33 protein-coding genes are annotated in these 23,829 nt (G+C 41.0%); 20 read left to right on the forward strand and 13 right to left on the reverse strand.

The genetic code is table 11. The features are described from left to right. The 6 genes from HMPREF2766_RS05335 to pepF all read left to right on the forward strand — a co-directional run bounded on the left by HMPREF2766_RS05335 (nt 1) and on the right by pepF (nt 5,601). Complete coding sequence (locus HMPREF2766_RS05335; protein WP_070568252.1) at nt 1-1,062, forward strand: site-2 protease family protein; 1,062 nt, start codon at nt 1-3, stop codon at nt 1,060-1,062. Between the two features lies 1 nt (nt 1,063). Next, nucleotides 1,064-1,495, forward strand: coding sequence for an NUDIX hydrolase (locus tag HMPREF2766_RS05340; RefSeq protein WP_070568255.1), 432 nt, complete (start codon nt 1,064-1,066; stop codon nt 1,493-1,495). Beyond that, complete coding sequence (locus tag HMPREF2766_RS05345) at nt 1,488-1,961, forward strand: GNAT family N-acetyltransferase (RefSeq protein ID WP_070568257.1); 474 nt, start codon at nt 1,488-1,490, stop codon at nt 1,959-1,961. The genes HMPREF2766_RS05340 and HMPREF2766_RS05345 overlap by 8 nt, the downstream gene beginning before the upstream one ends. Before the next feature lie 137 nt (nt 1,962-2,098). Beyond that, nucleotides 2,099-3,049 (forward strand): 50S ribosomal protein L11 methyltransferase, encoded by a 951-nt coding sequence (gene prmA, locus HMPREF2766_RS05350; protein WP_083303889.1) that lies wholly within the window; start codon nt 2,099-2,101, stop codon nt 3,047-3,049. Between the two features lies 1 nt (nt 3,050). Continuing rightward, nucleotides 3,051-3,794 (forward strand): 16S rRNA (uracil(1498)-N(3))-methyltransferase, encoded by a 744-nt coding sequence (locus tag HMPREF2766_RS05355; protein WP_070568263.1) that lies wholly within the window; start codon nt 3,051-3,053, stop codon nt 3,792-3,794. 10 nt (nt 3,795-3,804) lie between these two features. Then, nucleotides 3,805-5,601 (forward strand): oligoendopeptidase F, encoded by a 1,797-nt coding sequence (pepF, locus tag HMPREF2766_RS05360; protein WP_070568266.1) that lies wholly within the window; start codon nt 3,805-3,807, stop codon nt 5,599-5,601. 91 nt (nt 5,602-5,692) lie between these two features. Here the strand turns inward: pepF and HMPREF2766_RS05365 are convergent, their stop codons facing one another. Next, nucleotides 5,693-6,661 carry a hypothetical protein gene (locus HMPREF2766_RS05365; RefSeq protein ID WP_070568269.1) on the reverse strand — a complete coding sequence of 323 codons (969 nt, stop codon included), beginning with the start codon at nt 6,659-6,661 and terminating at the stop codon, nt 5,693-5,695. Nucleotides 6,662-6,852: 191 nt separating this feature from the next. Here HMPREF2766_RS05365 and HMPREF2766_RS05370 point away from each other — a divergent pair, with 191 nt between their 5' ends. From HMPREF2766_RS05370 to HMPREF2766_RS05400, 7 genes are all read left to right on the forward strand, one after another. Continuing rightward, nucleotides 6,853-7,551 carry a hypothetical protein gene (locus HMPREF2766_RS05370; protein WP_070568271.1) on the forward strand — a complete coding sequence of 233 codons (699 nt, stop codon included), beginning with the start codon at nt 6,853-6,855 and terminating at the stop codon, nt 7,549-7,551. A 54-nt stretch (nt 7,552-7,605) separates the two neighbouring features. Then, complete coding sequence (locus HMPREF2766_RS05375; protein WP_070568274.1) at nt 7,606-8,283, forward strand: hypothetical protein; 678 nt, start codon at nt 7,606-7,608, stop codon at nt 8,281-8,283. A gap of 9 nt (nt 8,284-8,292) precedes the next feature. Then, on the forward strand, nt 8,293-9,576 hold the full coding sequence (locus HMPREF2766_RS05380; protein WP_070568277.1) for a Tle-like phospholipase domain-containing protein: 1,284 nt from the start codon (nt 8,293-8,295) through the stop codon (nt 9,574-9,576). Beyond that, nucleotides 9,564-9,980, forward strand: a complete 417-nt coding sequence (locus HMPREF2766_RS05385) for a hypothetical protein (protein ID WP_070568281.1) — start codon at nt 9,564-9,566, stop codon at nt 9,978-9,980. The genes HMPREF2766_RS05380 and HMPREF2766_RS05385 overlap by 13 nt, the downstream gene beginning before the upstream one ends. After that, the gene (locus HMPREF2766_RS05390; protein ID WP_257372016.1) at nt 9,974-10,228 is read left to right on the forward strand and encodes a hypothetical protein; all 255 of its coding nucleotides are present in this window, start codon (nt 9,974-9,976) and stop codon (nt 10,226-10,228) included. The genes HMPREF2766_RS05385 and HMPREF2766_RS05390 overlap by 7 nt, the downstream gene beginning before the upstream one ends. Before the next feature lie 167 nt (nt 10,229-10,395). After that, entirely contained in the window at nt 10,396-11,187 is a 792-nt protein-coding gene (locus tag HMPREF2766_RS05395; RefSeq protein WP_070568288.1) for a DUF2785 domain-containing protein, read from the forward strand. A gap of 109 nt (nt 11,188-11,296) precedes the next feature. Beyond that, nucleotides 11,297-11,965 carry an MIP/aquaporin family protein gene (locus tag HMPREF2766_RS05400; protein WP_070568291.1) on the forward strand — a complete coding sequence of 223 codons (669 nt, stop codon included), beginning with the start codon at nt 11,297-11,299 and terminating at the stop codon, nt 11,963-11,965. Between the two features lie 217 nt (nt 11,966-12,182). Here HMPREF2766_RS05400 and queF read toward each other — a convergent pair whose 3' ends face one another. The 7 genes from queF to HMPREF2766_RS05435 form a co-directional block, all read right to left on the reverse strand. Next, nucleotides 12,183-12,674: a preQ(1) synthase gene (gene queF / locus HMPREF2766_RS05405; RefSeq protein WP_000082579.1), complete on the reverse strand. Its 492-nt coding sequence runs from the start codon at nt 12,672-12,674 to the stop codon at nt 12,183-12,185. A 17-nt stretch (nt 12,675-12,691) separates the two neighbouring features. Next, complete coding sequence (gene queE / locus HMPREF2766_RS05410; protein ID WP_070568294.1) at nt 12,692-13,408, reverse strand: 7-carboxy-7-deazaguanine synthase QueE; 717 nt, start codon at nt 13,406-13,408, stop codon at nt 12,692-12,694. Beyond that, nucleotides 13,401-13,844 carry a 6-carboxytetrahydropterin synthase QueD gene (gene queD, locus HMPREF2766_RS05415; RefSeq protein WP_070568297.1) on the reverse strand — a complete coding sequence of 148 codons (444 nt, stop codon included), beginning with the start codon at nt 13,842-13,844 and terminating at the stop codon, nt 13,401-13,403. Before queD ends, queE begins: the two co-directional genes overlap by 8 nt. Next, nucleotides 13,844-14,497, reverse strand: coding sequence for a 7-cyano-7-deazaguanine synthase QueC (queC, locus tag HMPREF2766_RS05420; protein WP_070568300.1), 654 nt, complete (start codon nt 14,495-14,497; stop codon nt 13,844-13,846). The genes queD and queC overlap by 1 nt, the downstream gene beginning before the upstream one ends. 202 nt (nt 14,498-14,699) lie before the next feature. Continuing rightward, nucleotides 14,700-15,014 (reverse strand): thioredoxin, encoded by a 315-nt coding sequence (gene trxA, locus HMPREF2766_RS05425; protein ID WP_001029581.1) that lies wholly within the window; start codon nt 15,012-15,014, stop codon nt 14,700-14,702. Between the two features lie 15 nt (nt 15,015-15,029). After that, nucleotides 15,030-15,251 carry a DUF4649 family protein gene (locus HMPREF2766_RS05430; RefSeq protein WP_000570263.1) on the reverse strand — a complete coding sequence of 74 codons (222 nt, stop codon included), beginning with the start codon at nt 15,249-15,251 and terminating at the stop codon, nt 15,030-15,032. 96 nt (nt 15,252-15,347) lie between these two features. Then, nucleotides 15,348-15,728, reverse strand: coding sequence for a MarR family winged helix-turn-helix transcriptional regulator (locus HMPREF2766_RS05435; protein WP_044020363.1), 381 nt, complete (start codon nt 15,726-15,728; stop codon nt 15,348-15,350). Nucleotides 15,729-15,924: 196 nt separating this feature from the next. Here HMPREF2766_RS05435 and HMPREF2766_RS05440 point away from each other — a divergent pair, with 196 nt between their 5' ends. Both HMPREF2766_RS05440 and HMPREF2766_RS05445 read left to right on the forward strand, forming a co-directional pair. Beyond that, nucleotides 15,925-16,299 carry a CidA/LrgA family protein gene (locus tag HMPREF2766_RS05440; RefSeq protein ID WP_000781325.1) on the forward strand — a complete coding sequence of 125 codons (375 nt, stop codon included), beginning with the start codon at nt 15,925-15,927 and terminating at the stop codon, nt 16,297-16,299. Then, nucleotides 16,296-16,991: an LrgB family protein gene (locus HMPREF2766_RS05445; RefSeq protein ID WP_070568303.1), complete on the forward strand. Its 696-nt coding sequence runs from the start codon at nt 16,296-16,298 to the stop codon at nt 16,989-16,991. Before HMPREF2766_RS05440 ends, HMPREF2766_RS05445 begins: the two co-directional genes overlap by 4 nt. Before the next feature lie 143 nt (nt 16,992-17,134). Here HMPREF2766_RS05445 and HMPREF2766_RS05450 read toward each other — a convergent pair whose 3' ends face one another. Both HMPREF2766_RS05450 and HMPREF2766_RS05455 read right to left on the reverse strand, forming a co-directional pair. Beyond that, entirely contained in the window at nt 17,135-17,575 is a 441-nt protein-coding gene (locus HMPREF2766_RS05450; RefSeq protein WP_070568305.1) for a hypothetical protein, read from the reverse strand. Then, nucleotides 17,572-17,985: a helix-turn-helix domain-containing protein gene (locus HMPREF2766_RS05455; protein ID WP_070568308.1), complete on the reverse strand. Its 414-nt coding sequence runs from the start codon at nt 17,983-17,985 to the stop codon at nt 17,572-17,574. Before HMPREF2766_RS05455 ends, HMPREF2766_RS05450 begins: the two co-directional genes overlap by 4 nt. Before the next feature lie 265 nt (nt 17,986-18,250). Here HMPREF2766_RS05455 and HMPREF2766_RS05460 point away from each other — a divergent pair, with 265 nt between their 5' ends. Next, on the forward strand, nt 18,251-18,553 hold the full coding sequence (locus HMPREF2766_RS05460) for a helix-turn-helix domain containing protein (protein WP_070568311.1): 303 nt from the start codon (nt 18,251-18,253) through the stop codon (nt 18,551-18,553). Nucleotides 18,554-18,626: 73 nt separating this feature from the next. Here the strand turns inward: HMPREF2766_RS05460 and HMPREF2766_RS05465 are convergent, their stop codons facing one another. From HMPREF2766_RS05465 to HMPREF2766_RS05475, 3 genes are read right to left on the reverse strand one after another with little or no spacing between them, the layout of a single operon-like run. Continuing rightward, nucleotides 18,627-19,355 (reverse strand): hypothetical protein, encoded by a 729-nt coding sequence (locus HMPREF2766_RS05465; RefSeq protein WP_070568314.1) that lies wholly within the window; start codon nt 19,353-19,355, stop codon nt 18,627-18,629. A 15-nt stretch (nt 19,356-19,370) separates the two neighbouring features. Beyond that, a complete protein-coding gene (locus HMPREF2766_RS05470) occupies nt 19,371-20,066 on the reverse strand; it encodes an ABC transporter ATP-binding protein (protein ID WP_065371347.1) in 696 nt (231 codons plus the stop codon). Between the two features lie 4 nt (nt 20,067-20,070). Beyond that, complete coding sequence (locus HMPREF2766_RS05475) at nt 20,071-20,436, reverse strand: GntR family transcriptional regulator (protein ID WP_000119117.1); 366 nt, start codon at nt 20,434-20,436, stop codon at nt 20,071-20,073. 140 nt (nt 20,437-20,576) lie between these two features. On the opposite strand from HMPREF2766_RS05475, the gene nrdR reads away from it, so the two are divergent. The 4 genes from nrdR to HMPREF2766_RS05495 are packed head-to-tail and all read left to right on the forward strand — an operon-like array spanning nt 20,577 to nt 23,821. After that, nucleotides 20,577-21,050, forward strand: a complete 474-nt coding sequence (gene nrdR, locus HMPREF2766_RS05480) for a transcriptional regulator NrdR (protein WP_001203678.1) — start codon at nt 20,577-20,579, stop codon at nt 21,048-21,050. After that, entirely contained in the window at nt 21,051-22,214 is a 1,164-nt protein-coding gene (locus HMPREF2766_RS05485) for a DnaD domain protein (RefSeq protein WP_070568317.1), read from the forward strand. Further along, entirely contained in the window at nt 22,215-23,111 is an 897-nt protein-coding gene (dnaI, locus tag HMPREF2766_RS05490) for a primosomal protein DnaI (protein WP_000446485.1), read from the forward strand. It begins immediately after the preceding gene. Further along, nucleotides 23,108-23,821 (forward strand): NADPH-dependent oxidoreductase, encoded by a 714-nt coding sequence (locus HMPREF2766_RS05495; RefSeq protein ID WP_070568320.1) that lies wholly within the window; start codon nt 23,108-23,110, stop codon nt 23,819-23,821. The genes dnaI and HMPREF2766_RS05495 overlap by 4 nt, the downstream gene beginning before the upstream one ends. Nucleotides 23,822-23,829: the final 8 nt, after the last annotated feature.

Here is a 23,829-nt window from a genome sequence, read left to right on the forward strand (position 1 = left end):
GTGAAGAAAATAGGTTTGTATTTTATTTCTGGTCTGTCCTTTGTTTTTTTGATGCTAGGATTTGCTTTTGGAACAATATCCTTTAAAGAGTTAGATTTTTCGTTTGTCTTTGTTCCAGGATACCTATTTACTTTTTTTAGCATCTATCTGATCTTTATTCTTCATGAGCTGGGTCATGCATTTTTCGGTTACCTGACAGGCTATCGACTGGTGGCTTTTGGATTAGGGAATTTTCTTCTGACCAAAAAGTCAGGCAAGTTTTCTCTTAGCCGAACAGCCGTTCTCAAAAATGTTGGCGCTCAGTATATTGGATTGAAAGAAGATGAAAGTGATCAAAGAATGATCCTGATGCTTGCAGGCGGCTTGATAGTTCATATTAGCTTGATTTTATTGGCGATATTGTATGGATTTTTGACAAGAAGCTGGTATTTTGCGGCTACTTGGATTTGTCTAAATGTATCTTTTCTTCTCATCAATGCTAAGCCAGTTGGGATTACCGATGGAGCGAAAATCTGGGAATTGCAACAACAGCCTGAAAATACGAAATACGCCTACTCGGTATTGAGGCATTCTGCCCAGACCTTGCTAGCTCCTCAAGAATATGATTTGAAAGACTTTATCATGCCTGTTGACGAGGATGAGAGAGGCAGTTTTGCAGAAAGTGTTCAGACCCTTCAGGGCTTGGTATTCATATTGGATGATAATATAGAACTTGCAAAGCGACAGTTTCAGTCTTTGCTAGAGAAAACAGATAATCCAATGTCTAAAACGATTTCTCAATTATACCTTCTTCAAATCGCCTTGCTAGAAGGAGAACATGAAAAAGCGGAGGAGTATGCAAGTAATCGAGGAGTCAAGTCCTTCTTATCTCTAAAAATGACAGATACGCAGATAATGCAAGCCTGGTATCAATTTAAGGCAAGGAAAGACATGGCTCAAACTCGCAAGGCTATGAAGATTGCTAAACAGAAAATGAATACTAGTCGCATGTTGCGAGATGAGAAACGCTACTATGAAAACTGGTTAGAGGAGTTAGAGAAAGAATTATCCGAAGGAGTCTGATATGGCAATAGAAATTTCTGATTTTACTGGTTGCAAAATTGCCCTCTTTTGTAAGGATAGGATTTTAACTATCTTGCGTGATGACAAATCAAACATTCCATACCCTAATACCTGGGAATTGCCAGGTGGCGGACGAGAGGGTGATGAAAGTCCTTTTGAGTGCGCGGCGCGCGAAGTTTACGAAGAATTAGGAATTCATCTGACTGAGGATTGCCTGCTTTGGAGTAAGGTGTACCCAAGTATGCTTTTTGAGGGGAAGGAATCCGTCTTTCTGGTTGGAAAGTTAAGGCAGGAACAGTTTGACAAGATTGTCTTTGGCGATGAAGGACAGGGCTACAAACTGATGAGCATTGAGGAATTTCTTGGCTCAGATAAGGTTGTACCCCAGTTGCAGGATAGGGTGAGGGATTATATGGAGAGTAACTATGATTAGACTAGAACGAGCAGTAGCAGAAGATTTAGAAACCATCATTTCTATTCAAAGAGCCAGTTTTAAGGCAGTTTATGAGAAATACCAAGATGAGTATGATCCTTATCTGGAGGACCGCGAACGAATCAAGTGGAAATTGGTTGAGCGTCCTAATAGCTATTACTACTTTGTAAAAGAAAAGGACGAAATTATCGGTTTTTTACGAATTCAGACCAATAAAGAGTTGACGGAGGCTTGGTTGGGAACGGCAGCGATTTTGCCCCAGTATCAAGGAAAAGGTTATGGTTCTGAGGGATTGAGATTGCTGGAAAAGGAATTTCCAACGATTAAACAGTGGGATTTGTGTACGGTATTACAGGATGCGGGGATGGTCGCCTTTTATGAGAAAAATGGCTACCGTCAAACCCATATCGAGCCTGAAAAAGAAGGTATGGATATGGTTTACATGAAAAAATTGATTGACAAATAGAAAGGAAGGTTCGGTTACATTTCTAAACTGAACCCGCCCTAAACACTGTGCCAAAAAGATAAACTTCTCTTAGACACAAGCGTCTTCAGAGAGTTTCCTATTTTGGCTTTGTGTTTTACGGGCTTGGTATCTTAATGATGGAAACATGGCAAGAGTTAAAAGTTACAGTCAAGCGTGAGGGAGAGGAATTGGTCTCCAATCTCTTGATTGAGCTGGGGGCGCAAGGTGTTGCGATCGAAGATAGTATGGACTATGTGGGAAATGTTGACCGCTTCGGCGAGATTTTCCCAGAGGTTGAGCAGCAAGAAGAAATCGTGGTGACCGCCTACTACCCTGATACGGTTGATGTAGCAACGGTTGAAGCAGACTTGCAGGCTCGCCTAGCAGAATTGACAGATTTTATGGATTTAGGTGAGGTCAAGATGGGGACGACTGCCTTGGCTGAGGAAGACTGGGCAGACAACTGGAAGAAATACTATGAGCCAGCTCGAATTACTCATGACTTGACTATCGTGCCGTCTTGGACAGATTATGAGGCGACTGCTGGGGAAAAGATTATCAAGCTGGATCCTGGTATGGCCTTTGGGACAGGAACCCACCCAACTACCAAGATGAGCCTTTTTGCCTTGGAACAGGTTCTCCGTGGTGGTGAAACGGTGCTAGATGTGGGGACAGGTTCCGGTGTCCTTTCTATTGCTAGCTCGCTTCTGGATGCCAAGGAAATCTTCGCTTACGACCTCGATGACGTGGCGGTTCGTGTCGCTCAGGAAAATATTGAGCTCAATCCAGGTATGGAAAACATCCATGTAGCGCCAGGTGATTTGCTCAAGGGTGTGGAGATTGAGGCAGATGTCATCGTGGCCAATATCTTGGCGGATATCCTCATTCATCTGACGGACGATGCCTATCGTTTGGTAAAGGACGAAGGTTATCTCATCATGAGTGGCATTATTAAGGACAAGTGGGACATGGTGCGAGAGTCAGCTGAGTCAGCTGGATTCTTCCTTGAAACCCACATGATGCAAGGGGAATGGAATGCTTGTGTCTTTAAGAAGGCCAAGGATATTTCAGGTGTGATTGGAGGCTAGCATGCAGCAGTATTTTGTCAAAGGCGGTGCAGTCTCTCCTGTCACTATTGAGGACAAGGAAACCAGCAAGCACATGTTTCAGGTCATGCGCCTGAAAGAAGGTGATGAGGTTATTTTGGTCTTTGAGGATGGCATTAAGCGTTTGGCGCGCGTGCTAGATGTGGAGGCTCGTCAGTTGGAGCTAATCAAAGAATTAGCTGACAATGTGGAACTGCCAGTCCAAGTGACCATCGCATCCGGCTTTCCCAAGGGAGACAAGCTGGAGTTTATCACTCAAAAAGTAACCGAACTAGGTGCTAGCCAAATCTGGGCCTTTCCTGCCGATTGGTCAGTTGCCAAATGGGACGGCAAGAAACTAGGCAAGAAAGTCGAAAAACTAGAAAAAATCGCCCTTGGAGCATCCGAACAAAGCAAACGTAATATCGTTCCATGTATCAAACTTTTTGAGAAAAAAGCAGACTTTCTAGCCCAACTAGACCAGTTTGACTCTATCATAGTGGCCTATGAAGAGTCAGCAAAAGAAGGAGAAACCGCTGCGCTCTTACAAGCAGTCACTGGCCTTGAAAAAGGAGCTAAATTGCTCTTTATCTTTGGTCCAGAAGGCGGTCTCTCACCAGCAGAAATTGAAAGTTTTGAAGCCAAAGGAGCCGTCTTGGCAGGACTTGGCCCTCGCATCTTGCGAGCAGAAACAGCCCCACTTTACGCCTTATCAGCCCTTAGTGTTTTAGTAGAATTAGAGAAATAAGAGGAAGAAAATGGAACAAAAACACCGATCAGAATTTCCCGAAAAGGAACTTTGGGACTTAACTGCCCTATATCAAGATCGTGAGGATTTCTTGCGAGCAATCGAAAAGACTCGCGAAGATATCAACCAATTTAGCCGTGATTACAAGGGCAATCTTCATACTTTTGAGGATTTCGAGAAGGCCTTTGCAGAATTGGAACAAATCTATATCCAGATGAGTCATATCGGCAATTACGCCTTTATGCCTCAGACGACAGACTATAGCAATGAAGATTTTGCCAATATTGCCCAAGCTGGGATGGAATTTGAAACAGACGCCAGCGTAGCCTTGACCTTCTTTGACGACGCCTTGGTGGCAGCAGACGAGGAAGTCTTGGACCGTTTGGGTGAGCTGCCACACTTGACGGCAGCCATTCGTCAGGCCAAAATCAAAAAAGCCCACTACCTAGGGGCTGATGTGGAAAAGGCATTGACAAATCTGGGTGAAGTTTTCTACAGCCCACAGGATATTTACACCAAGATGCGAGCTGGGGACTTTGAAATGGCTGACTTTGAAGCCCATGGCAAAAACTACAAAAACAGCTTTGTGACCTATGAAAATTTCTACCAAAACCACGAGGATGCTGAGGTTCGTGAAAAATCCTTCCGTTCCTTCTCAGAGGGACTTCGTAAGCACCAAAATACAGCTGCGGCAGCCTATTTAGCCCAAGTCAAGTCTGAAAAACTATTGGCAGATATGAAGGGCTACGACTCAGTCTTTGATTATCTCCTAGCTGAGCAAGAAGTGGACCGTGCTATGTTTGACCGCCAGATTGACCTCATTATGCAGGAATTTGCGCCAGTTGCCCAGAGATACCTCAAGCATGTTGCCAAGGTCAATGGCCTTGAAAAGATGACTTTTGCAGACTGGAAATTGGACTTGGACAGCGCCCTGAATCCTGAAGTGACTATTGACGACGCCTATGATTTGGTCGTGAAGTCAGTAGAACCTTTGGGACAAGAATATACTCAAGAAATTGCCCGTTACCAAGAAGAGCGCTGGGTGGACTTTGCTGCCAATAGTGGTAAAGATTCTGGCGGTTATGCGGCGGATCCATATCGCGTGCACCCTTATGTCCTCATGAGCTGGACTGGTCGTTTGAGTGATGTCTATACCTTGATTCATGAAATCGGACATTCTGGTCAATTTATCTTTTCAGACAATCACCAAAGCTACTTTAATGCCCACATGTCGACCTACTACGTTGAAGCGCCATCAACCTTTAATGAATTGCTTCTCAGTGACTACTTGGAGCACCAGTCTGATGACCCACGTCAAAAACGCTTCGCTCTTGCCCACCGCTTAACAGATACCTACTTCCATAATTTCATCACCCACCTCTTGGAAGCAGCCTTCCAGCGTAAGGTTTATACATTGATTGAAGAAGGGGAAACCTTTGGAGCAAGCAAGCTCAACAGCATTATGAAGGAAGTTTTGACAGATTTCTGGGGAGATGCTATTGAGATTGATGACGATGCAGCCTTGACTTGGATGCGCCAAGCTCACTACTACATGGGCTTGTATAGCTACACCTACTCTGCTGGCCTTGTCATCTCAACAGCTGGTTACCTTCATCTGAAACATTCAGAAACCGGAGCTGAAGATTGGATCAATCTCCTTAAATCAGGTGGTAGTAAGACACCGCTTGAGTCAGCCATGATTATCGGAGCGGATATCTCAACAGACAAACCACTCCGTGATACCATCCAATTCTTGTCTGATACAGTTGACCAGATTATTGCCTACAGTGCTGAGTTGGGAGAGTAAGGGTATCCAGTGTCGGATTTAAGACGGTTTATCGATAAGATGAATACACAAAAATCACCTGTTTGAGGTGATTTTTTTATGCTTTAAAGATTTATTCAAATTTTCCTTTATTGGCCTCGTTTGAAGCCTTCATGCTAATTTGTAAAAGGTTGGCGAGATTTTCATTATCAAGGCTAGCTTCACCATTATTATCCACTTTTATGGCAAGGTAATGAGAGTTTCGATCAAAATAATCCATGCCCTCTAGGTCTACGTAGTTGTCAGCTTTAAAATCAAGCGCAGCTAATTGATAAACAAATCGAATATTTAGAGCTTTAGCATAGTCTGTTTCAAGAACCTTTTGTTGCTCTTCCACCAGTCCTTGAAAGAAGTCTTGGAAGTTATCATGATAAGTAGCTTTGACTTCGTATTGGTAGGTATCTACAGATGGGGACATAAATTTCAAATAAACCATGTCGCCCTCCACCTTATAGTCCTCAAGAGTATAGGCACCTGCTTTTCCTAATGCATTGGTGTTGACCTTGAAAAACATAGGTGCATAAATTTTGAGAGGATATTTTTCTCCTTTATATTCAAAGACGGTATCATTTGAAAAATTCGGACGGATTTTAGTTAACTCAGGGACTAAATATTCGTTCCAAATCTTATCAAATAACTCTTCTTGATTGCTAGCACCCGCTGATTTCACAACTAGGTCAAGATTTTCTTGATTGACAAAGACAGCATCCACTAATTTGAGGGCTGTTTGAACCTTAGAATCCGAAATTTCTTTTTTCTTTTTTTCAAGATTCTCAGCCGCCTCTTTCGTGCGATCTAAAGTTTTATTAAATTGACTGCCACTGTTTGTTTCAACAAAGGTTCTCTCATAGTTGGTAGGTTCAACTTTGGCATTCCAGTCAAATGAAGCAGCAGGACCAGTTACATCTTTCTTATGGTAGGTAGAAACCTGATTGTTTGAATTATTTGTAGAACTAGTAGATGGCTTTGATGAGCAAGCACCAAGGGCTAAGGCTAGTGTTGTCACACAAGCTAGGCAACAAAGTCTGAACGATTTTTTCATACATTTCTCCTTCAAGTAATGCTTGTTATTCATTGTCTATTATATCATGACCTTTAGGATTACAGTGTTTTAAAATGAATTAGACAGGATTTTAACATCATAGATGAAACAGTCATATCAGCCTTTTATGATATACTATAAGGGAAATATGATTAGTTGTTTTATTAATTATCATAAGTAAGGAGAAGGTTATGAAAAAACGTGCGTTTTTCACAACATTACTTTTAGGAGGATTGATCATGATAGGATTGGCAGGATGTGGAGAAAATAAAAACAGTCGAGAATGGATTGAGAACAAAGTCTCTGAGGTTAGTCGTGTCTATCCAACCGAGAATCTGTTTGATTTGTTTAAGCAATTTCCGAAAGGGTTTAATATTACTCAAACATTTTATAAGGATTCGCTCAGAACAGTAGTTTCCTTAGATGGAGATGAAGAAAGTCAAACCATAAAAGGAAAGATAGAGACTATACAAATTTCTACTGATCCATATAAAGAAGAAGTGGAAGAGCATGTTGATGTAGAATATAAGGATGGTGAATTTATATTTTCTAACAATGAGGTAGCGGAAAAAATTTGGGGTTATAAAGGTTTTCTGTTCCAAAAATTAAGTTTGAATAGAGATGTTTTATCTAAGATGAAGCTTGAAAAGTTTCGATATTTTTCAAATCGCAATGTGTTTGAAATCTATTATATTAGTGATAACTCTACGATAAATAATTTCCTTAAGTCAAATGGAGAACACATGTTATCAATAAGTGGAGCGGAATCTTATAATAATACAAAAGGTTATCGATTGAATGTTAATATTGCTTTTAAGGATACCCCAAATGATGGAATGAGTGAGATAGTTTCAAGTTGGATAGATGATAGAAATAGTGTTTCTAATTAATTTGATAACATTTTAAATATCCTGATTGAACTGATCATAAATAAGGAGAGTATTATGAAAAAACGTATGTTTTTCGCAATGTTAGTTTTAGTAGGGTTGATAATGATAGGAATAACAGGATGTGGAGAAAATAAGAACAGTCGAGAATGGATTGAGAACAAAGTATCTGAGGTTAGTCGTGTCTATCCAACCGAGAATCTGTTTGATTTGTTTAAGCAATTTCCAGAAGGGTTTGAGATTGAGCAGGTTTATTTTAAAAAGAAAAGTGATGGAATTGACGATTTTATCACAGAAATTAAGCTGAAAGGTGATGCAACATCGCATACAATAACAGGTACTCTTGCTAAAAGCCCAGCGAAGGAAGATGCGCCAAAAAGCGATGAAGTGGTAGTAAGTGTTCAATATATAGACAACAAATTTATTTTTTCTGATGAAGAAACCGCTAAAAGAATATGGAAGTTTGATGGTTTTTTGTTTCAAAAACTTGGTATAGATAAAGAGTTTTTAAGTAAATTATCATTAAAAAACAAACATTTTAATGGAAATAATGGTTCTTTTGATATAGATTATATTATTAAAAACACAACGATTAACCAATATTTTAATAAACAGCAACAAGCTGAAACAGTGCTAGGATTTGGTAGTTCTTTGAGGTTAGATGACTTTTATTATTATTCTGTTACTGTTGATTTTAATGATGGCTATTATTTTAAGGAGAGAGTATCGAATTAGGAGAGAAGTATGAGTAAAAAGGATACAGCGAATAGTGGTATTGCTACTCTAGATGCAGCAAATCTGACTTACGAATTTGAGAATGTGCGAGTTAATCAACCTGAAATTGGACATGATGATAGAAAACAACTTCTTAATGCAGTAGACAGAAGTAAACCTCTCCCCTCTAACCTCCAGTATCTAGATGATTTTCATGATGACTTTACTGGGACGAGTGGTACAGCCTTCCTAGATAAGGACAGTGGAGAGGTGATTATTGCCTATACGGGAACGAATCCTAATGCGGATATAGTCAAGGATGTCGCTACAGATGTCGGTAGTATAGCCATGGCGCTCGGTTTTCATTATGATGAAGCTTTCAAATTTTATGAAAGGATTCGACAGAGATATGGGGATAATATTACTCTAACTGGACATTCTTTAGGAGGTAACATCGCTCAGAGGGTGGCCTTAGAGTATAACGCTCCGCGTACTGTGGTATATAACTCAGCGCCTCTCTATTTAGAAGGTCTTATCGAATCTAAAGATAAAATCATAGATTATCTGACTCCGTGGGATTCGGCAAGGGAGAAGATAATCAATAAACAAAAGACATTCACAGGTCAAGTAGTACGAATCCGGACTCAAGATGACTTTCTTAACAATATCTCAAAACCTTTTTTAGGTGTATACTTGGGGGAAGATTATCTGCTTGAAAATTCCGGTGGGCACAGTATTGATCCAGATATTACGGGTGATAAAAATCAAATTAACCAAATCAAAGATATTTTGGAAAATCAGAGTCCAGAGAAGATGACTGGACTTGAAAAGAAGAACTATGAAACTCTGAAGAAATTACAAGGTGTCAAAAATCGACTTCTAAAGCAGTTGAGTACCCAATTTTTATCAGATGGTAGTATAAGTAGCCATGAGATGTTTTTCTTGGACAGCGTCCAAGCAACAGCTGTTGCGACGGCAATGACAGAGAGTGTCAGCAACGGACACAACGAGATTGAGGCAGTGGCGAAAAAAGCAGTTGCGGATGCAGAAACACTCTACGATAAAAGTAAAGAAGTTCCGTGGTTCGTCACAGAGTTAACTTATGATGAGATAGAGGATGTCTATGCAGAAGCAGGGGTAACGTATGATAGTATTGTGGGGCAGACTCAGAGACATTTTGATAAAAAAGTAAGTAAATCAGCTGAGATTGTAAAAGCCTTTACGGATTTGGAAACGAATATTCAGAAGGGTGTTGAACAAGCAGTTGAAGGAGATGAAAGCTTGGCAAGGGATATTAATCAATGGACAAACTAGAAGAAATTCAAATTAAAATAAAAAAGCAAGAAGATGGTCTTTTGTCCTTGGAGGATGACTATAGAACTGCTAAGAAGAAAATAGAAGAATCTTATGAAAATTTGTATGATAATCGTTCTCAGTTGACCAGATTATATGAGGAGTTTGAAAACATTGCTTATGATTTTGGTAGACAGAATTCTGGAGATGAGAGCGCGCGCCACCAATTTCTGATACTCTTAGAATCTTATTCAGTTGAGACAAGGAGTGAGTATCTTCGTCAATATGCTAAAATAGAGGCAAAAGATGAAGAGTTGCAGACTCAGTACCGAAAAGAGCGCTCTCGCTTAGAAAAAGAGTTAGAAGAGAGTTATAGTCAAAGAAAAGACTTATATGAGTTAGAAAGGAGGCAGAAGAAATGCTAGTGGATTTAGTCATAGATGCTTTGATTGGACCTATGTCAGAATCAGCCAGACGAGAAATCAAAAAAACATTAGAAAGAGCAGCTATCAAAGCATTTTGTGCTCCTCCTATAAAATCAGGTAGAAAAGGTATTGTAGATAAGTACGATGAGGAGATAGGGGTTCTTGCTATGACAAATAAGACTGCTGTAACGACTTTAGCAGCTCAAATGGATAGTTCAATTAATGGTTTAGGACAAAAAAGCAATTAGCGAGACTATTAGTAAAAATAGTACATCTTTTGAAGATTTAACTCCTAAAAAGAAAAAATAGTGTTTTAACCATGCCCTATTCCTTTCCAATTTTTCCAAATATTCCTCTTCAAAGTCATCTTCGGATGGCTTTTTGATAAGTTACTAGAAATGTAGAGGTACTTGAGATGCGTTGGAAATTACAAAGAAAAATGATAGAAGAAAAACCAAGCTATAGTCGAGAAGAAATTCAGTGGTTGCTTGAGCATTTGGGAGATTCCTCTCCAGAAATTCGAGACGAACTTGTTTTTACGAGTTTAGCTAGAGGGATTCAAGAAGAGTTGTTTTCCCTTGAGCAATTTCAGTTTATTTCAGAAGAGATCTCCTCTGATGAAGGTCTATACAAAGAGATTGATAGTAGAGGAGTTTCGGCTCTTAAACGTTCTTTTAGGGCGCTTATTTATGCCAATCTTTTGTCTGCAGATGGTAACGAGCACTCTCTTTTCTATAAAGGTTTAAAAACTGATATAAGAAATGCTATGCTATCTCAAGGTTTGTATTACCTAAAAAAAGAAAAGGATACGACAGGATTTTCAAGTCAGTATGGTTGGGTTCACGCTTTTGCGCATGGAGCGGATCTCTTGACTGAAGTCGTTTGTCATCCAGATTTTCCTAGTAACAGATTTTCTGAAGTATTTGATGTACTGGGTCAATTATTTAAAAGAATTACCATTCGTTTTACAAATGATGAGGATTGGCGCTTAGCGAGAGTACTTTATGAACCCATTTTGCAAGGAAAATTAGAGCAGGAACAAGTAGCTTCTTGGATAAAAACTGTTGACTTTCCAATAGAAGAGAGGGAAGATTTTTATAAATTTTCCAACTTCAGATCCTGTCTGTTGGAAGTCTATATCCAACTTGACCAGAAAAATAGTTTACAAGATGCCTTGAAAGAAGCCATTCAATCTTTTCAGTACTAAGTTCAAGCGAGTCATTTCATGATTTTCAAATAACTTTCCAGTCAATTTTCTTGAAACCCTTTCCTTCTTTTGATAGACTAATACATAGTTTGAAAAAAGGAGACTTATCATGAAAAAATTTGTTGCTGAATTAATCGGTACATTTATGCTTGTGTTCATCGGAACAGGAGCTGTTGTTTTTGGAAATGGTCTTAATGGCCTTGGACACCTTGGAATTGCTTTTGCCTTTGGTCTGGCAATTGTGGTTGCAGCTTACTCAATCGGAACTGTTTCAGGGGCTCACTTGAACCCAGCTGTCTCGATTGCTATGTTTGTAAACAAACGTTTGTCATCTTCAGAGCTTGTAAACTACATCCTTGGACAAGTGGTTGGAGCTTTTCTTGCGTCAGCTGCAGTATTCTTCCTCTTGTCTAACTCAGGCATGTCAACTGCTAGTCTTGGTGAAAATGCCTTGGCAAACGGTGTCACTGTCTTTGGTGGATTCTTGTTTGAAGTCATCGCAACTTTCTTGTTTGTCCTAGTTATCATGACTGTAACATCAGCAAGCAAAGGTAATGGCGCAATCGCTGGTTTGGTCATTGGTTTGTCATTGATGGCCATGATCCTTGTGGGATTGAACATTACTGGCCTTTCAGTTAACCCAGCTCGTAGCTTGGCACCTGCTGTCTTGGTAGGTGGCGCAGCCCTTCAACAAGTATGGATTTTCATCCTTGCTCCAATCGTTGGTGGTGTTCTTGCAGCACTTGTTGCGAAAAACTTCCTTGGAACAGAAGAATAATTGAAACTCAAAAAGCCTTGCTCCTCAGTTTGAGGAACAGGGCTTTTTCGTATTATACTCTTCGAAAATCTCTTCAAACCACGTCAGCATCCATCTGCAACCTCAAAACACTGTTTTGAGCTGACTTCGTCAGTCTTATCTATAACCTCAAAGCAGTGCTTTGAGCAACCTGCGGCTAACTTTCTAGTTTGCTCTTTGATTTTCATTGAGTATGAGTTTAACGGTTGTCAATTTTCTCTGGATAAAGGTCGTGTTGAAAGAGGCGTTGTTCTGCCAAGCCTTCATACTTAGTTCCAGGCTTACCGTAGTTGTAGTAGGGGTCGATTGAGATGCCACCGCGCGGAGTGAATTTTCCCCATACCTCCAAATAGCGAGGGTCTAGCAAGTTGACCAAGTCTTTCCCGATGGTGTTGATACAGTTTTCGTGAAAATCCCCATGATTTCGATAGCTAAAGAGGTAGAGTTTGAGGGATTTTGACTCGACGCAGAGCTTGTCAGGAATGTAGGAAATATAAATGGTCGCAAAGTCTGGCTGAGCAGTGATTGGGCAAAGCGAGGTAAATTCAGGACAGTTGAATTTGATGAAATAGTCATTTTCAACATGACGATTGTCAAAGGATTCGAGGACTTCTGGTTGATAGTCGAAAATGTAGTTGGTTTCTTTGTTGCCGAGGAGGCTAAGGTTTTTCATTTCTTCTTGTTGTGACATGATTTTTTCTTTCTAATTTAAACACCACGTTGGTTGTCGTAGAGGAGGGTATGGAGTTGAGGAAGGACGCGGACATTGCCCCAGCTATCGTCAGCAGCGACGCGTTTCCAGAGTTCTTTGAGGCGGTCCAGTTGATCTTGGACAATATTGCCAGTAGCCTTGGGTTCAGGATTTCCTGCTGATAAGAAGAGAACATCTGGTTGGTAGCGTTCTTGAATCCCTTTAGCAAAGGCCAAATCGGCATCATCAAAGACAGGGATTTTAAAGGTGACCTTGCCTGGGTCCAGTTGGGAAACGATAAAGTCCAAGGTTTCAAAGTTGACTTCCATCTTGGATGAAGGAGGTTTGGGGCTCAGAGTGACCTGATCAATATCTTTTAACCAATTTTGCCAGCGGGAGCCTTGGGTCTCAACAGCTAGAGTGACACCGCGTTCCTTGAGCTTGGTGACGAGTTCGGCCATGTTGGCTGCTAGGATAGCAGGATTTCCCCCAGACAGGGTGACGTAGTCGTAGCTTCCTAGCTTATCTAAGGCAGCAATGACTTCGTCAGCGGTCATGCGAGTTGGTTTTTCAGAACCATCCCAAGTAAAGGCAGAGTCGCACCAGTCGCAGTGGTAGTCGCAACCAGCAGTGCGGACAAACATGGTTTTCTGCCCAATAGCACGGCCTTCACCTTGAAAGGTTGGGCCAAAAATTTCCAGAACTGGTAGTTTGAGGACACGTTCCCTAGTCATCTAACCACTCCCGTCTAAACTCCGCAAAGGCAGTCGGAGTCTCATAGAGGCGAACGTATTCCATACGGAGACCGCGTTCGTCGGGCAACTCTTGACTCATGGTTTGGAAAATCCAGTAAACCATATTTTCAGCAGTCGTGTTCATATAAGGCAGAGTTTCATTGAGATAGCGATGATCCAAATGGGGCTCTAAGTAGTTCTTGTAGATGGCTTTGATATCTCCGAAATCGTAGGTCATGCCCCGTTCATCTAAAAATCCACTGACAGCGATTTGTAAATGATAAGTGTGGCCGTGCAGGGACTTGCATTTTCCCTCATAGTGAAAGAGGTGGTGGGCAGCATCAAAGGTAAATTCTTTTGATACCAAGGTTCTGTGAGGATTGTAGACCAGAGACTCGCCAGTTTCTTGTTTGATTTCTTTGGGTGCAAAAAACATTAGCCCTCTCCTTTCTGTGAAAGATAAACATCTAGTCCATGCTGACGTAGATGGCAGGCTGGGCAATCTCCGCAGCCACTACCGATAATCCCATTGTAGCAGGTTAAGGTCTTCTCACGAACGTAGTCAAAGGCACCAAGTTGGTCGGCTAACTCCCAAGTTTCAGCCTTGTCTAGCCACATGAGAGGTGTTTGGATAACAAAGTCGTAATCCATGGCAAGGTTGAGAGTAACATTGAGGGATTTGACAAAGACATCCCGACAATCAGGGTAGCCTGAGAAATCTGTCTCGCAGACACCTGTCACGATATCTTTAATGCCTCGTTGCTTGGCAAGAACTGCCGCAAAGGACAGAAAGAGGTGGTTGCGGCCGTCAACAAAGGTATTGGGAACCTCTCCCTCTTTTTGCTCGATCTCCAGATCAGAGGTCAGGGCATTTTCAGTGATTTGTCCTAGCAGAGACATATCGAGGATGTGATGACGAATACCTTGTTCCTTAGCGATTTCTTCAGCAACTTGAATCTCGAGATGATGGCGTTGGCCGTAGGCAAAGGTGACGGCTTCGACTGTTTTATAGTGTTCTTTAGCCCAAAAGAGGCAGGTTGTGGAATCTTGACCGCCGCTAAAGACGACCAAGGCTGAATGACGTTTCATAGTACTCCTTCTAAAATGGGAAATGTTCAGAGCACGCAAAAAGCTCCCTTGAGGGGAGCTAAAAAATACCAAGTAGAGGTTTTTTTTAGCGATGGCATGTCCCAAACATCGTAATATTCTACCTACAGTCTAGCATATTTTTTAAAAAATGGCAAAGGGCAAGAAAAAAGAGACCAAATAAAGCACTTGGTCTCTCGTGTGATTAGCTCAATTCAGCAACGATGGCCTTGATTTGTTCTGCTGTGTGAACACCAGCAACTTGTTTTACCACTTGTCCGTCTTTCTTGAAGAGAAGGGTTGGGATAGACATGATTCCAAAAGCACGAGCTGTGTTTGGATTTTCATCAACGTCCATTTTAACGATTTTCAAGACATCTTCTGAAAGTTCTTCAGACAATTTGTCCAAGATTGGACCTTGCATACGACATGGACCACACCAAGTTGCCCAGAAGTCTACCAAGACCAAACCGTCTTTTGTTTCTTGTTCAAATGTTGCATCTGTAATTGCTTTTGCCATTGTATTTCTCCTTTTTTAGTTATATTGGCTTAAATCTTGTTTCATGAGATAGAAGAAGACATCTCCATAAGTCCCATGGTAGTCCAAGTCATGACCATTGTAGGTTAATTTTTGGACAGTATAGTAATCAGCAACGCCGATGAGGCAGGCGTGTTGAGAACGTTCAAAGTCTTGGTAAGACTCGAAAGTCATGGTTCTCTCTTGCTTGCTGGCGTCTAGATAGGTAATTTCGATCATATAAAACTCCTTTGTTCGATCTTGACTTTATTGTACTCCTTGAAAAGAGGAATGTCAAGAAAAATGATTGCGCACGCAACTTTTTTAAAAATCTGATTAAGAAATGAAGTCAAGACTGGTTTCCAATCTTTCCTCGACGGCCTTTTGCAGGTAAGCTAGGGTTGTCTGTCCCTCGTCAGTCAGGCAGATAAAACTGGCCCGTCTATCCTGATCGCAACACCGGCGACTAAGCAAACCACAGTTTTTCTCTTCCAGGCGAGCTACCATTCTAGAAACAGCGCTCGGGCTGAGATGAAGCTTATCAGGTAAATCAATCTGGCGTAGAGATTTTTCTTGGGCCAAATCCAGATAGTAGAGCAGGTAAAACTCTTTCAAGGTCAACCTTTGTTCACTCTGCTGGGCAATAGTTTCTTCCAACAAGGCTTCCATTTCCTTTTGACGGCGGTTGTAGTCAAACCACTTTTCCAAATAGGTCATTGCTTTCTCCTTTCTTTTCAAAGTAAAAATCTCAAAGTCATTACTGATTATCTTTGTAACACAAGATGATTGCGCATGCAATGATTATACTACTTTTAACTAATCCTTGCAAGAAAGAAGAATTTCAATATTTCCTTGAAATTTTCTGAAAAAAGAGTAAACTGGTATGCAAGAAGTCTATTTCGTGGAGTTTAGGATGAAATTATATGTTCAATTAATGATTCTCTTTGTGATTTCTCTAATCGGTGAGGGAATCTCCAGTTTCTTTCATTTGCCCATCCCAGGCAGTATTATCGGCTTGATTATTCTCTTTCTAGCCTTACAGTTCAAGTGGCTAAGGACCAGGCATGTCAATATGGTCGGAAATTTCTTGCTGGCCAATATGACCATTCTCTTTTTGCCGCCAGCAGTGGGTATCATGGAAAAGTTTGATGTGATTGCTCCTTATCTTTTGCCTATCGTCTTGATTGTCTTTTTTGCGGCTGTCATCAACATTATCCTTATTGCCCTAGTGGTTCAGTTTATCAAGCGACGATTTGAGGGAGATTATGAGAAAGGAGATGCCAAATGAACGAATTTGTATCCAATCCTCTGTTTGGGATTGCATTATCTATCCTAGCTTATCTAGTGGGGATGTTGATTTACAGACGTTTTCCCCATCCATTGACAACACCCTTGCTGTTGTCGGCTATTTTTATCATTATTTTCCTTAAGGCGACGGGTATTTCTTATCAAGATTATTACCAAGGTGGGGTTTATCTGAACAACTTGATTGTCCCATCGACCGTGGCTCTAGGGATTCCGCTTTATAAGAGTTTTCACCTGATGAAGCATCATGCTCGCAGTATTCTCTTTGGTAGTCTGTTAGCAGTAGTTGTCAATACTTGTTTCACTGCCATAGTAGCGAAAATATTTGGTATGGACTTTTTCCTAGCCATTTCTCTCTTTCCCAAGTCAGTGACAACCGCCATGGCAGTGGGGATCACAGAAAAATTGCAAGGTTTGACGACTGTGACCTTGGTCGTCGTAGTGGCGACTGGGATTTTGACCAGTGTTATCGGACCAACCCTTTTGAAGTGGTTGAAAATTGATGATCCAGTAGCAGTTGGTCTTTCCCTTGGTGGAACAGGTCATGCCGTCGGAACAGGAACGGCTTTTCGCTACGGTTCTGTAGCAGGAGCCATGGGTGGTTTGGCTATCGGTATTACTGGTATTCTCTACGTATTTGTAAGCCCCATCGTAGCCAGTTTGATATTGAGTTAAAAAGCAAGGAACTTAAATTCCTTGCTTTTTCAAATTGTATGTTATAGGTTTTTACTTTCCCAAAAAAGCAGTGAGACAGAAGCAGATTCTTAGTTAAAAATCACTTCTCTCACTATACATAAATAACCAAAAAACACCTAGGACTATTTTAAAATCCTAGATGTTTTTCCTGATGTGCTAAGAAATATTTTACGTAAATACAGATAATAAAGGCCAAGCAATCCTAGAACAACCAAATCAACGACAAATTGCCAACCAAAAACCTGAATGCGATTCCTAAAAAGACTGGTCAATAGAATCAGCAGAGCATCTCCCCAGAAAGCAAGGCCAGCCAAAGTAAGGGCTGATTTTCTTCTGAAAAAATAGAAAATCGGACTCAAGGTAGCAGCTAACAAATGGCTGAACCATATGATCATAAAGACAACAGGATAATGGCTAAAGTAAGCCATAATAGCTGAATTATAATGTTCTGCAAAATAAGTCTGATTACGCGTCATGACCATGACAAAATCATAGCAGCCTATCAAATTCAAGAAAAATATAAGCACTGCAAAGCTAATACCAAAGCCAGTTAATTTTTTCATTTCATTAACCCCATTTCTTCAAAAGCTTGAATAAAAAAATCGCTCTTCAACAAGGCCAAGCCTTGATTGACATCACCTAAAACCATAAGGCTGTCGTCTTTTTGGATGTTAAAAATTTTTCTCGCTCGTGCAGGAATGACGATTTGTCCCTTTTCACCAACAGTTACCGTTCCAAAAATATACTTCCCTTCTTTGGCTTTAGCAGCAAAAGGAGAGACATCCCCATTAACCAACTCATCTAAGCTGATATCAAAAATTTCTGCCAAACGACTTGAAGAAATAATATCCGGTAAACTGTCACCCAATTCCCACTTACTGAGAGTCTGACGAGATACGCCTACTTTTTCAGCTAATTTTTCCTGAGAATAACCTGACTTTTTCCTTAGCAGAGCAATCGTTTCACTAATCATACTTTTCCTACCTCTTTTCCTGAACTCATTATAGAGCCTTCTTGTCCAACTTTCAAGCATCTTTTATTGGCAAAACGAGAGTTTTTTTGTTAAAAATCATAGCAAAAAAGAAGCCTGTCTGAGCTCTAGTATAAATACTAGAACTTTGTATATTCCTAATTCAATTTTTTTTAACCCCCAATTTGTAAAATTAAGCTAGACAGAAAAAGCCATCTATGTTAGGCTCAGATAAACTACCACATTTGTCTGAAAGGAACTAACATAAATGACCTATACTCATCTTACCACAAACGAGCTTGTAATGATAGAGGCTTACTATCAAGAAAACATAAAAGTTTCAGATATTGTGACTTCACTTGGCAGATCAAAACAGACAATCTACAATGTCATCAACTATCTGAAAGAGGGGCGCTCTGCTTATGATTACTATAACCGATATAAAATCAATAAGAAACGCTGTAGCAGGAATAAAACCAGTCTTACGCAATCAGAAAAAGATTTTATCCAAACTCATTTAGAACAAAATTGGAGTCTTGATGTCATTAAAGGAACTTATTCATTTTTTTAATCTAGTTAGAAAATGAGATAAAGAAAAGGATAGCCTCTCAGTGATGAGATGTTATCCTTTTTTGACGTTTAAACTATTGCAAATTAACCTTGTTTTTCAAGATATAGTAGGTACCGAGATAGTAGATAGCTGATAAAAAGAGATCGCGCAGAATTTCTGTACCAATCATCATGTTAAAGTTATTTTCAATTCGGAAAAAGAGAGAAACATAACCAATGACGATGGCAATGACGATATAGGCTAGAATCCCCATAGCTGTTCGATACTCGTTAAAGAGTTGTCCGATAGAGATGGAGAGGTAAATGGATAAAATCCATGCGATTGAACCGACAAATAGTGATAGGGCATACAGCCAGCCGTAGCTGAGGTAAGGGGAGATGAAGTTATAGAGGGCAGTGAAGTCTTTTTCTATTGGTGTTAAGAAGATGATGATCAATATACTCAAGATAAAGACAATATAGCTTAAGATGGACCAGACAAGACCGCCTAAAAGTTTTGCGGTGATGATTTGGTGCTCAGAGACAGGCAAGGTCAAGGTCAAGTACCCTTGGCGGTCATAAACACTGCCTTTAAATCTTCGGATGATTAAAAAGATTGTTGCAATCCAAAGAGTGACGCTGAGTCCTCCAAAGACTAGTACTAAAAAGAAGATGAAATAAGCAGCATTGTTAGGATTGTAACTCTGGCTAAGACTGTTAATAAAAGCTCCAATCAAAACTGAAATTGCAAGTACCGCACCGTAGAGTGCCAGATACCATTTATTGACATTTTTAAATTCATAACGAACTAGATTCCAAAACATAATAATCTCCTTTGCTTAGGCTTTAAATTCCTGGCGGAAGAGCTGGTCAATTGATTCACCTGACTCGTAACGAATATCATCAACATTTCCTTGGCGGACGACTTTTCCGTCTTTGAGGAAGATGATCTCATCCAAGATTGGTTCAATATCTGAAATCAAGTGGGTTGAAATCAGTACCGTAGAGGTTGGGGAATAGTTGTTGATGATGGTATTGAGGATATAATCACGGGCAGCTGGATCCACGCCTCCGATTGGTTCGTCCAGAACGTAGAGGCGGGCTTCACGACTCATAACCAGGATGAGTTGGACCTTTTCCTTGTTCCCTTTTGATAGTTTCTTGAGGCGACTGTTTTCATCAATACCGAGATCGGCTAAAAGGTGTTGGGCTCTTTCGAAATTGAAATCCTGATAGAAGGTTTTAAAATAGGTTAGAGCATCCTTAACCTTCATCTCTTCATTGAGGTAGGTTGTGTCTGGCAGGTAGGAGACGATCGCCTTGGTAGCAGGACTTGGATCCTGTCCGTTAATGAGGACACGTCCTTTATTTGGTTGAAGGAGGCCATTGATCAGTTTGATTAGGGTTGTTTTTCCGGATCCGTTTGGTCCAAGGAGCCCGACAATTTTTCCGGCTGAGATCTCTAGTGAGATATTGTCAAGTGCCGCGGTTGCTCCATATGATTTTGTTACATTTTCAAGTGCTAGTAGTGTCATAGTTTTAAACTCCTTTAATATAGTCGCTTAATACATTTGGCAGTTCTTCTTTTTTGTAGCCAAATTGAAGCATGCAAGAGACGAATTGTTGTAGCTGCTCCTCGGAAAGTTGTTTGCGAGACTGAAGGATGAGGTCTAAATCCTCGGTGACAAATCGACCAGTTGTCCGCTTGCTGTATACAAATCCTTCACGTTCGAGGTCAGACAAGGCGCGCTGAATGGTATTAGGATTGACCCCAGCCTCGCTCGCCAAATCTCTCACGGTTGGGAGCTGTTGATTGGGTTCCAGTTCATGGGAAACAATCTGTAGTTTGATTTTTTCCATAATCTGTAAATAAATCGGTTTTGTATTATCAAATGACCAGGACATCATAGTCTCCTTTCTTTGTCTTCGTTGTTCTAATAAAATAATACAATAAAACAAAAAACTTGTCAAGTAAAAATAAGAATTGTTTTGGGAATTGCTCAAAAAATGGTATAATGAAAAGAAAACGACAAGGAGGGAAATGCATGCGTTGTCCAAAATGTGGGGCTACCAAGTCTAGTGTTGTTGATAGTCGACAAGCCGAAGAAGGAAATACCATCCGTCGAAGACGTGAGTGCGACGAGTGTCAGCATCGTTTTACAACCTATGAACGAGTAGAAGAAAGAACGCTGGTCGTCGTCAAAAAAGACGGTACGCGAGAACAGTTTTCGAGAGATAAAATCTTTAATGGGATTATCCGCTCAGCCCAGAAGCGTCCTGTGTCAAGTGATGAAATCAACATGGTGGTCAATCGTATCGAGCAAAAACTCCGTAGTCGCAGTGAGAATGAGATCCAAAGCGAATATATTGGGTCTTTAGTCATGGAAGAATTGGCGGAGCTGGATGAGATTACCTATGTTCGTTTTGCCAGTGTTTACCGTAGCTTTAAGGATGTGAGTGAGTTGGAGAGTCTGCTCCAGCAGATCACCCAGTCCTCAAAAAAGAAAAAGGAAAAATAGATGAAGCCAAATGACCGTTTTTCTTTTCTAAAGAATAATCGGGTGTCGCAAGATACCTCTTCTCTGGTGCAGTGCTACCTCCCGATTATCGGTCAGGAGGCACTGAGCCTCTATCTATATACCATTACCTTTTGGGATGGTGGGCAAAAGGAGCATCTCTTTTCCCACATCCTCAATCACTTAAACTTCGGCATGCCGACCTTGCTCCAATCCTTTAAAGTCTTATCTGCTTTGGATTTGTTGACCCTTTATCAGAAGGGGGAAACTTATGAATTGCAGCTTCATTCTCCCCTTTCCAGTCAAGAATTTCTAAGCCATTCTGTCTATAGCAGATTATTAGAGAAAAAGATTGGGGATACTGCAGTCGCTTCCATGAAGCAGGCTCCAAGTGAGGGAGAAGCACTCTCTGTTTCTTTGAGCCAAGTCTTTCCAACCCTGACTGAAGAAGTGACCCCAAGCGAGTCTAAAAGCAAGTTAAAAAACGATTTTGACTTGGAACATTTCCAGCGTCTGATGGCTCGAGATGGCTTGCGTTTTGAAGACGAGCAGGCGGATGTTTTGGAATTGTTCGCCATTGCAGATGAAAAAAAATGGACCTGGTTTGAAACCTATCAATTAGCTAAGGCGACAGCTGTAGCTCAGGTTATTTCTGTCAAACGCATGCGTGAAAAGATAGCACAAAAACCAGCTACTTCTGACTTTAGCCCCAAAGAAATGACCATTATCAGGGAAGCCAAAAATAAAACTCCCCTGCACTTTTTAGCCGAAATCAAGCAAACGCGTAAGGGGAACATCACCCAAAGTGAAAGAGAACTCCTTCACCAGATGGCGTCTTTAGGCTTGTTGGATGAAGTCATCAATATCGTCTTGCTTCTAACCTTTAACAAGGTTGATTCGGCCAATGTCAATGAGAAATATGCCATGAAGGTCGCCAATGACTATGCTTATCAAAAAATTCGGACAGCAGAAGAAGCTGTGCTTCGGATTCGAGAGCGTCAGCAAAAAGGCCAAGAAGACAAAAAATTGAAAACTAGCTCGACTAAGACAAATGTTCCCAAGTGGAGCAATCCAGAATATAAAAATCAAACCAGCGAGGAAACTCGTCTGGAACTAGAACGTAAAAAACAAGAAATGTTAGCCCGATTAGAAGAAGGAGGAGACTAGATGGAAAGTGTGGGTGACGTTATCAAACGTCAGACAAGTCGTTTTCAGTATCAGGACTTAGTCCAGCAGATTATGAAAGACCCAGATGTGGCGGCTTTTATCCAGAAAGAATCCCTCAGTCCAGAGGAGTTGAATCGTAGCATCTCCAAGTTCAACCAATATATCACAGAACGTGACAAGTTTCTTCGTGGGGATGCGGACTATATAGCGCGTGGCTACAAGCCTATCTTGGTTATGAATCACGGTTATGCGGATGTGTCTTATGAAGAAACACCAGAACTAATCGCGGCAGAAAAAGAGGCTGCAATTAAGAATCGTCTCAAATTGATCAATCTACCAGCCAGTCTCAAGAAAGCGAAGTTGGCTCAGATTGACCTGGATGATCTAGGACGATTACCGATTTTTGAGAGACTCTATGCCTTTGTTGACCTTTACCCTAGTATCCGAAAAGGTCTCTATCTTTACGGAGATTTTGGTGTCGGTAAGAGTTTCATGATGGCGGCCTTAGCTCATGACCTATCTGAAAAACGTGGAGCATCAACGACGATTCTCCACTATCCAAGCTTTGTCATTGATGTGAAAAATGCCATCGGTGAAGGATCAGTGAAGACCTTGGTGGATGAGATCAAATTAGCAGAAGTATTGGTCTTGGATGATATTGGTGCAGAGCAGTCGACACCTTGGGTGCGTGATGAGATTCTTCAAGTCATTCTTCAGTACCGCATGCAGGAAGATTTGCCGACCTTCTTTACTTCCAACTTTAATTTCCAAGATTTGGAAAAACATTTTGCCAAAGGAAAGAATGGAAATGATGAGACTTGGGAAGCTAGACGGGTTATGGAACGAATCCGTTATTTGGCTGAGGAGACAAGACTAGAAGGAGAGAATCGCCGATGACGGAAACCATTAAACTGATGAAAGCTCATACTTCAGTTCGTCGCTTTAAGGAGCAAGAGATTTCTCAAGAGCACTTAAATGAAATCTTGACTGCTGCTCAAATGGCGTCTTCTTGGAAAAATTTCCAATCCTACTCTGTGATTCTTGTACGCAGCCAAGAGAAGAAAGATGCTTTATATGAATTGGTTCCCCAGGAAGCCATTCGCCAGTCGGCTGCCTTTTTGCTTTTTGTTGGTGACTTGAACAGAGCTGAAAAGGGAGTAAACCTTCATACGGACACTTTCCAACCCCAAGGAGTGGAAGGTCTCCTCATCACATCTGTGGATGCTGCGCTTGCTGGGCAAAATACCTTGCTTGCGGCTGAGAGTCTGGGATATGGTGGTGTGATTATCGGTTTGGTCCGTTACAAGTCGGAAGAAGTGGCAGAGCTTTTTAATTTGCCTGACTATACCTACCCCGTTTTTGGGATTGCCATCGGTGTGCCAGATCAACAACATGATGTCAAACCAAGATTACCTTTGAGCCAAGTGGTATTTGAAGAAGAATACCAAGAACAGCCTGTAGCAGCGATTTTGGACTATGACATAGTTCAGGCAGACTATGCTGGTGCGCGTGCGACGACCTCTTGGAGTCAACGTTTGGCAGAGCAGTTTGGTCAAGCCGAACCTAGTTCAACTCGGAAGAATCTAGAACAGAAAAAGTTATTGTAGAAAGTGAG

It is taken from the genome of Streptococcus sp. HMSC076C08 (genome assembly GCF_001810825.1).
In the GTDB taxonomy this organism is placed as follows: Bacteria; Bacillota; Bacilli; order Lactobacillales; family Streptococcaceae; genus Streptococcus.

What these genes read in the sequence shown, in the direction of transcription:
- HMPREF2766_RS05440 (WP_000781325.1), top strand. Translation starts at nt 15,925, where the DNA reads ATGAAATTATATGTTCAATTAATGATTCTCTTTGTGATTTCTCTAATC.
- HMPREF2766_RS05380 (WP_070568277.1), top strand. Translation starts at nt 8,293, where the DNA reads ATGAGTAAAAAGGATACAGCGAATAGTGGTATTGCTACTCTAGATGCA.
- trxA (WP_001029581.1), bottom strand. Translation starts at nt 15,014, where the DNA reads ATGGCAAAAGCAATTACAGATGCAACATTTGAACAAGAAACAAAAGAC.
- HMPREF2766_RS05465 (WP_070568314.1), bottom strand. Translation starts at nt 19,355, where the DNA reads ATGTTTTGGAATCTAGTTCGTTATGAATTTAAAAATGTCAATAAATGG.
- HMPREF2766_RS05445 (WP_070568303.1), top strand. Translation starts at nt 16,296, where the DNA reads ATGAACGAATTTGTATCCAATCCTCTGTTTGGGATTGCATTATCTATC.
- HMPREF2766_RS05390 (WP_257372016.1), top strand. Translation starts at nt 9,974, where the DNA reads ATGCTAGTGGATTTAGTCATAGATGCTTTGATTGGACCTATGTCAGAA.
- HMPREF2766_RS05345 (WP_070568257.1), top strand. Translation starts at nt 1,488, where the DNA reads ATGATTAGACTAGAACGAGCAGTAGCAGAAGATTTAGAAACCATCATT.
- queC (WP_070568300.1), bottom strand. Translation starts at nt 14,497, where the DNA reads ATGAAACGTCATTCAGCCTTGGTCGTCTTTAGCGGCGGTCAAGATTCC.
- HMPREF2766_RS05395 (WP_070568288.1), top strand. Translation starts at nt 10,396, where the DNA reads ATGCGTTGGAAATTACAAAGAAAAATGATAGAAGAAAAACCAAGCTAT.
- HMPREF2766_RS05430 (WP_000570263.1), bottom strand. Translation starts at nt 15,251, where the DNA reads ATGATCGAAATTACCTATCTAGACGCCAGCAAGCAAGAGAGAACCATG.
- queE (WP_070568294.1), bottom strand. Translation starts at nt 13,408, where the DNA reads ATGACTAGGGAACGTGTCCTCAAACTACCAGTTCTGGAAATTTTTGGC.
- HMPREF2766_RS05355 (WP_070568263.1), top strand. Translation starts at nt 3,051, where the DNA reads ATGCAGCAGTATTTTGTCAAAGGCGGTGCAGTCTCTCCTGTCACTATT.
- HMPREF2766_RS05340 (WP_070568255.1), top strand. Translation starts at nt 1,064, where the DNA reads ATGGCAATAGAAATTTCTGATTTTACTGGTTGCAAAATTGCCCTCTTT.
- HMPREF2766_RS05370 (WP_070568271.1), top strand. Translation starts at nt 6,853, where the DNA reads ATGAAAAAACGTGCGTTTTTCACAACATTACTTTTAGGAGGATTGATC.
- pepF (WP_070568266.1), top strand. Translation starts at nt 3,805, where the DNA reads ATGGAACAAAAACACCGATCAGAATTTCCCGAAAAGGAACTTTGGGAC.
- HMPREF2766_RS05450 (WP_070568305.1), bottom strand. Translation starts at nt 17,575, where the DNA reads ATGAAAAAATTAACTGGCTTTGGTATTAGCTTTGCAGTGCTTATATTT.
- HMPREF2766_RS05475 (WP_000119117.1), bottom strand. Translation starts at nt 20,436, where the DNA reads ATGTCCTGGTCATTTGATAATACAAAACCGATTTATTTACAGATTATG.
- HMPREF2766_RS05365 (WP_070568269.1), bottom strand. Translation starts at nt 6,661, where the DNA reads ATGAAAAAATCGTTCAGACTTTGTTGCCTAGCTTGTGTGACAACACTA.
- queD (WP_070568297.1), bottom strand. Translation starts at nt 13,844, where the DNA reads ATGTTTTTTGCACCCAAAGAAATCAAACAAGAAACTGGCGAGTCTCTG.
- HMPREF2766_RS05460 (WP_070568311.1), top strand. Translation starts at nt 18,251, where the DNA reads ATGACCTATACTCATCTTACCACAAACGAGCTTGTAATGATAGAGGCT.
- HMPREF2766_RS05385 (WP_070568281.1), top strand. Translation starts at nt 9,564, where the DNA reads ATGGACAAACTAGAAGAAATTCAAATTAAAATAAAAAAGCAAGAAGAT.
- HMPREF2766_RS05470 (WP_065371347.1), bottom strand. Translation starts at nt 20,066, where the DNA reads ATGACACTACTAGCACTTGAAAATGTAACAAAATCATATGGAGCAACC.
- queF (WP_000082579.1), bottom strand. Translation starts at nt 12,674, where the DNA reads ATGTCACAACAAGAAGAAATGAAAAACCTTAGCCTCCTCGGCAACAAA.
- nrdR (WP_001203678.1), top strand. Translation starts at nt 20,577, where the DNA reads ATGCGTTGTCCAAAATGTGGGGCTACCAAGTCTAGTGTTGTTGATAGT.
- HMPREF2766_RS05435 (WP_044020363.1), bottom strand. Translation starts at nt 15,728, where the DNA reads ATGACCTATTTGGAAAAGTGGTTTGACTACAACCGCCGTCAAAAGGAA.
- HMPREF2766_RS05495 (WP_070568320.1), top strand. Translation starts at nt 23,108, where the DNA reads ATGACGGAAACCATTAAACTGATGAAAGCTCATACTTCAGTTCGTCGC.
- HMPREF2766_RS05375 (WP_070568274.1), top strand. Translation starts at nt 7,606, where the DNA reads ATGAAAAAACGTATGTTTTTCGCAATGTTAGTTTTAGTAGGGTTGATA.
- dnaI (WP_000446485.1), top strand. Translation starts at nt 22,215, where the DNA reads ATGGAAAGTGTGGGTGACGTTATCAAACGTCAGACAAGTCGTTTTCAG.
- HMPREF2766_RS05485 (WP_070568317.1), top strand. Translation starts at nt 21,051, where the DNA reads ATGAAGCCAAATGACCGTTTTTCTTTTCTAAAGAATAATCGGGTGTCG.
- HMPREF2766_RS05455 (WP_070568308.1), bottom strand. Translation starts at nt 17,985, where the DNA reads ATGATTAGTGAAACGATTGCTCTGCTAAGGAAAAAGTCAGGTTATTCT.
- prmA (WP_083303889.1), top strand. Translation starts at nt 2,099, where the DNA reads ATGGAAACATGGCAAGAGTTAAAAGTTACAGTCAAGCGTGAGGGAGAG.
- HMPREF2766_RS05400 (WP_070568291.1), top strand. Translation starts at nt 11,297, where the DNA reads ATGAAAAAATTTGTTGCTGAATTAATCGGTACATTTATGCTTGTGTTC.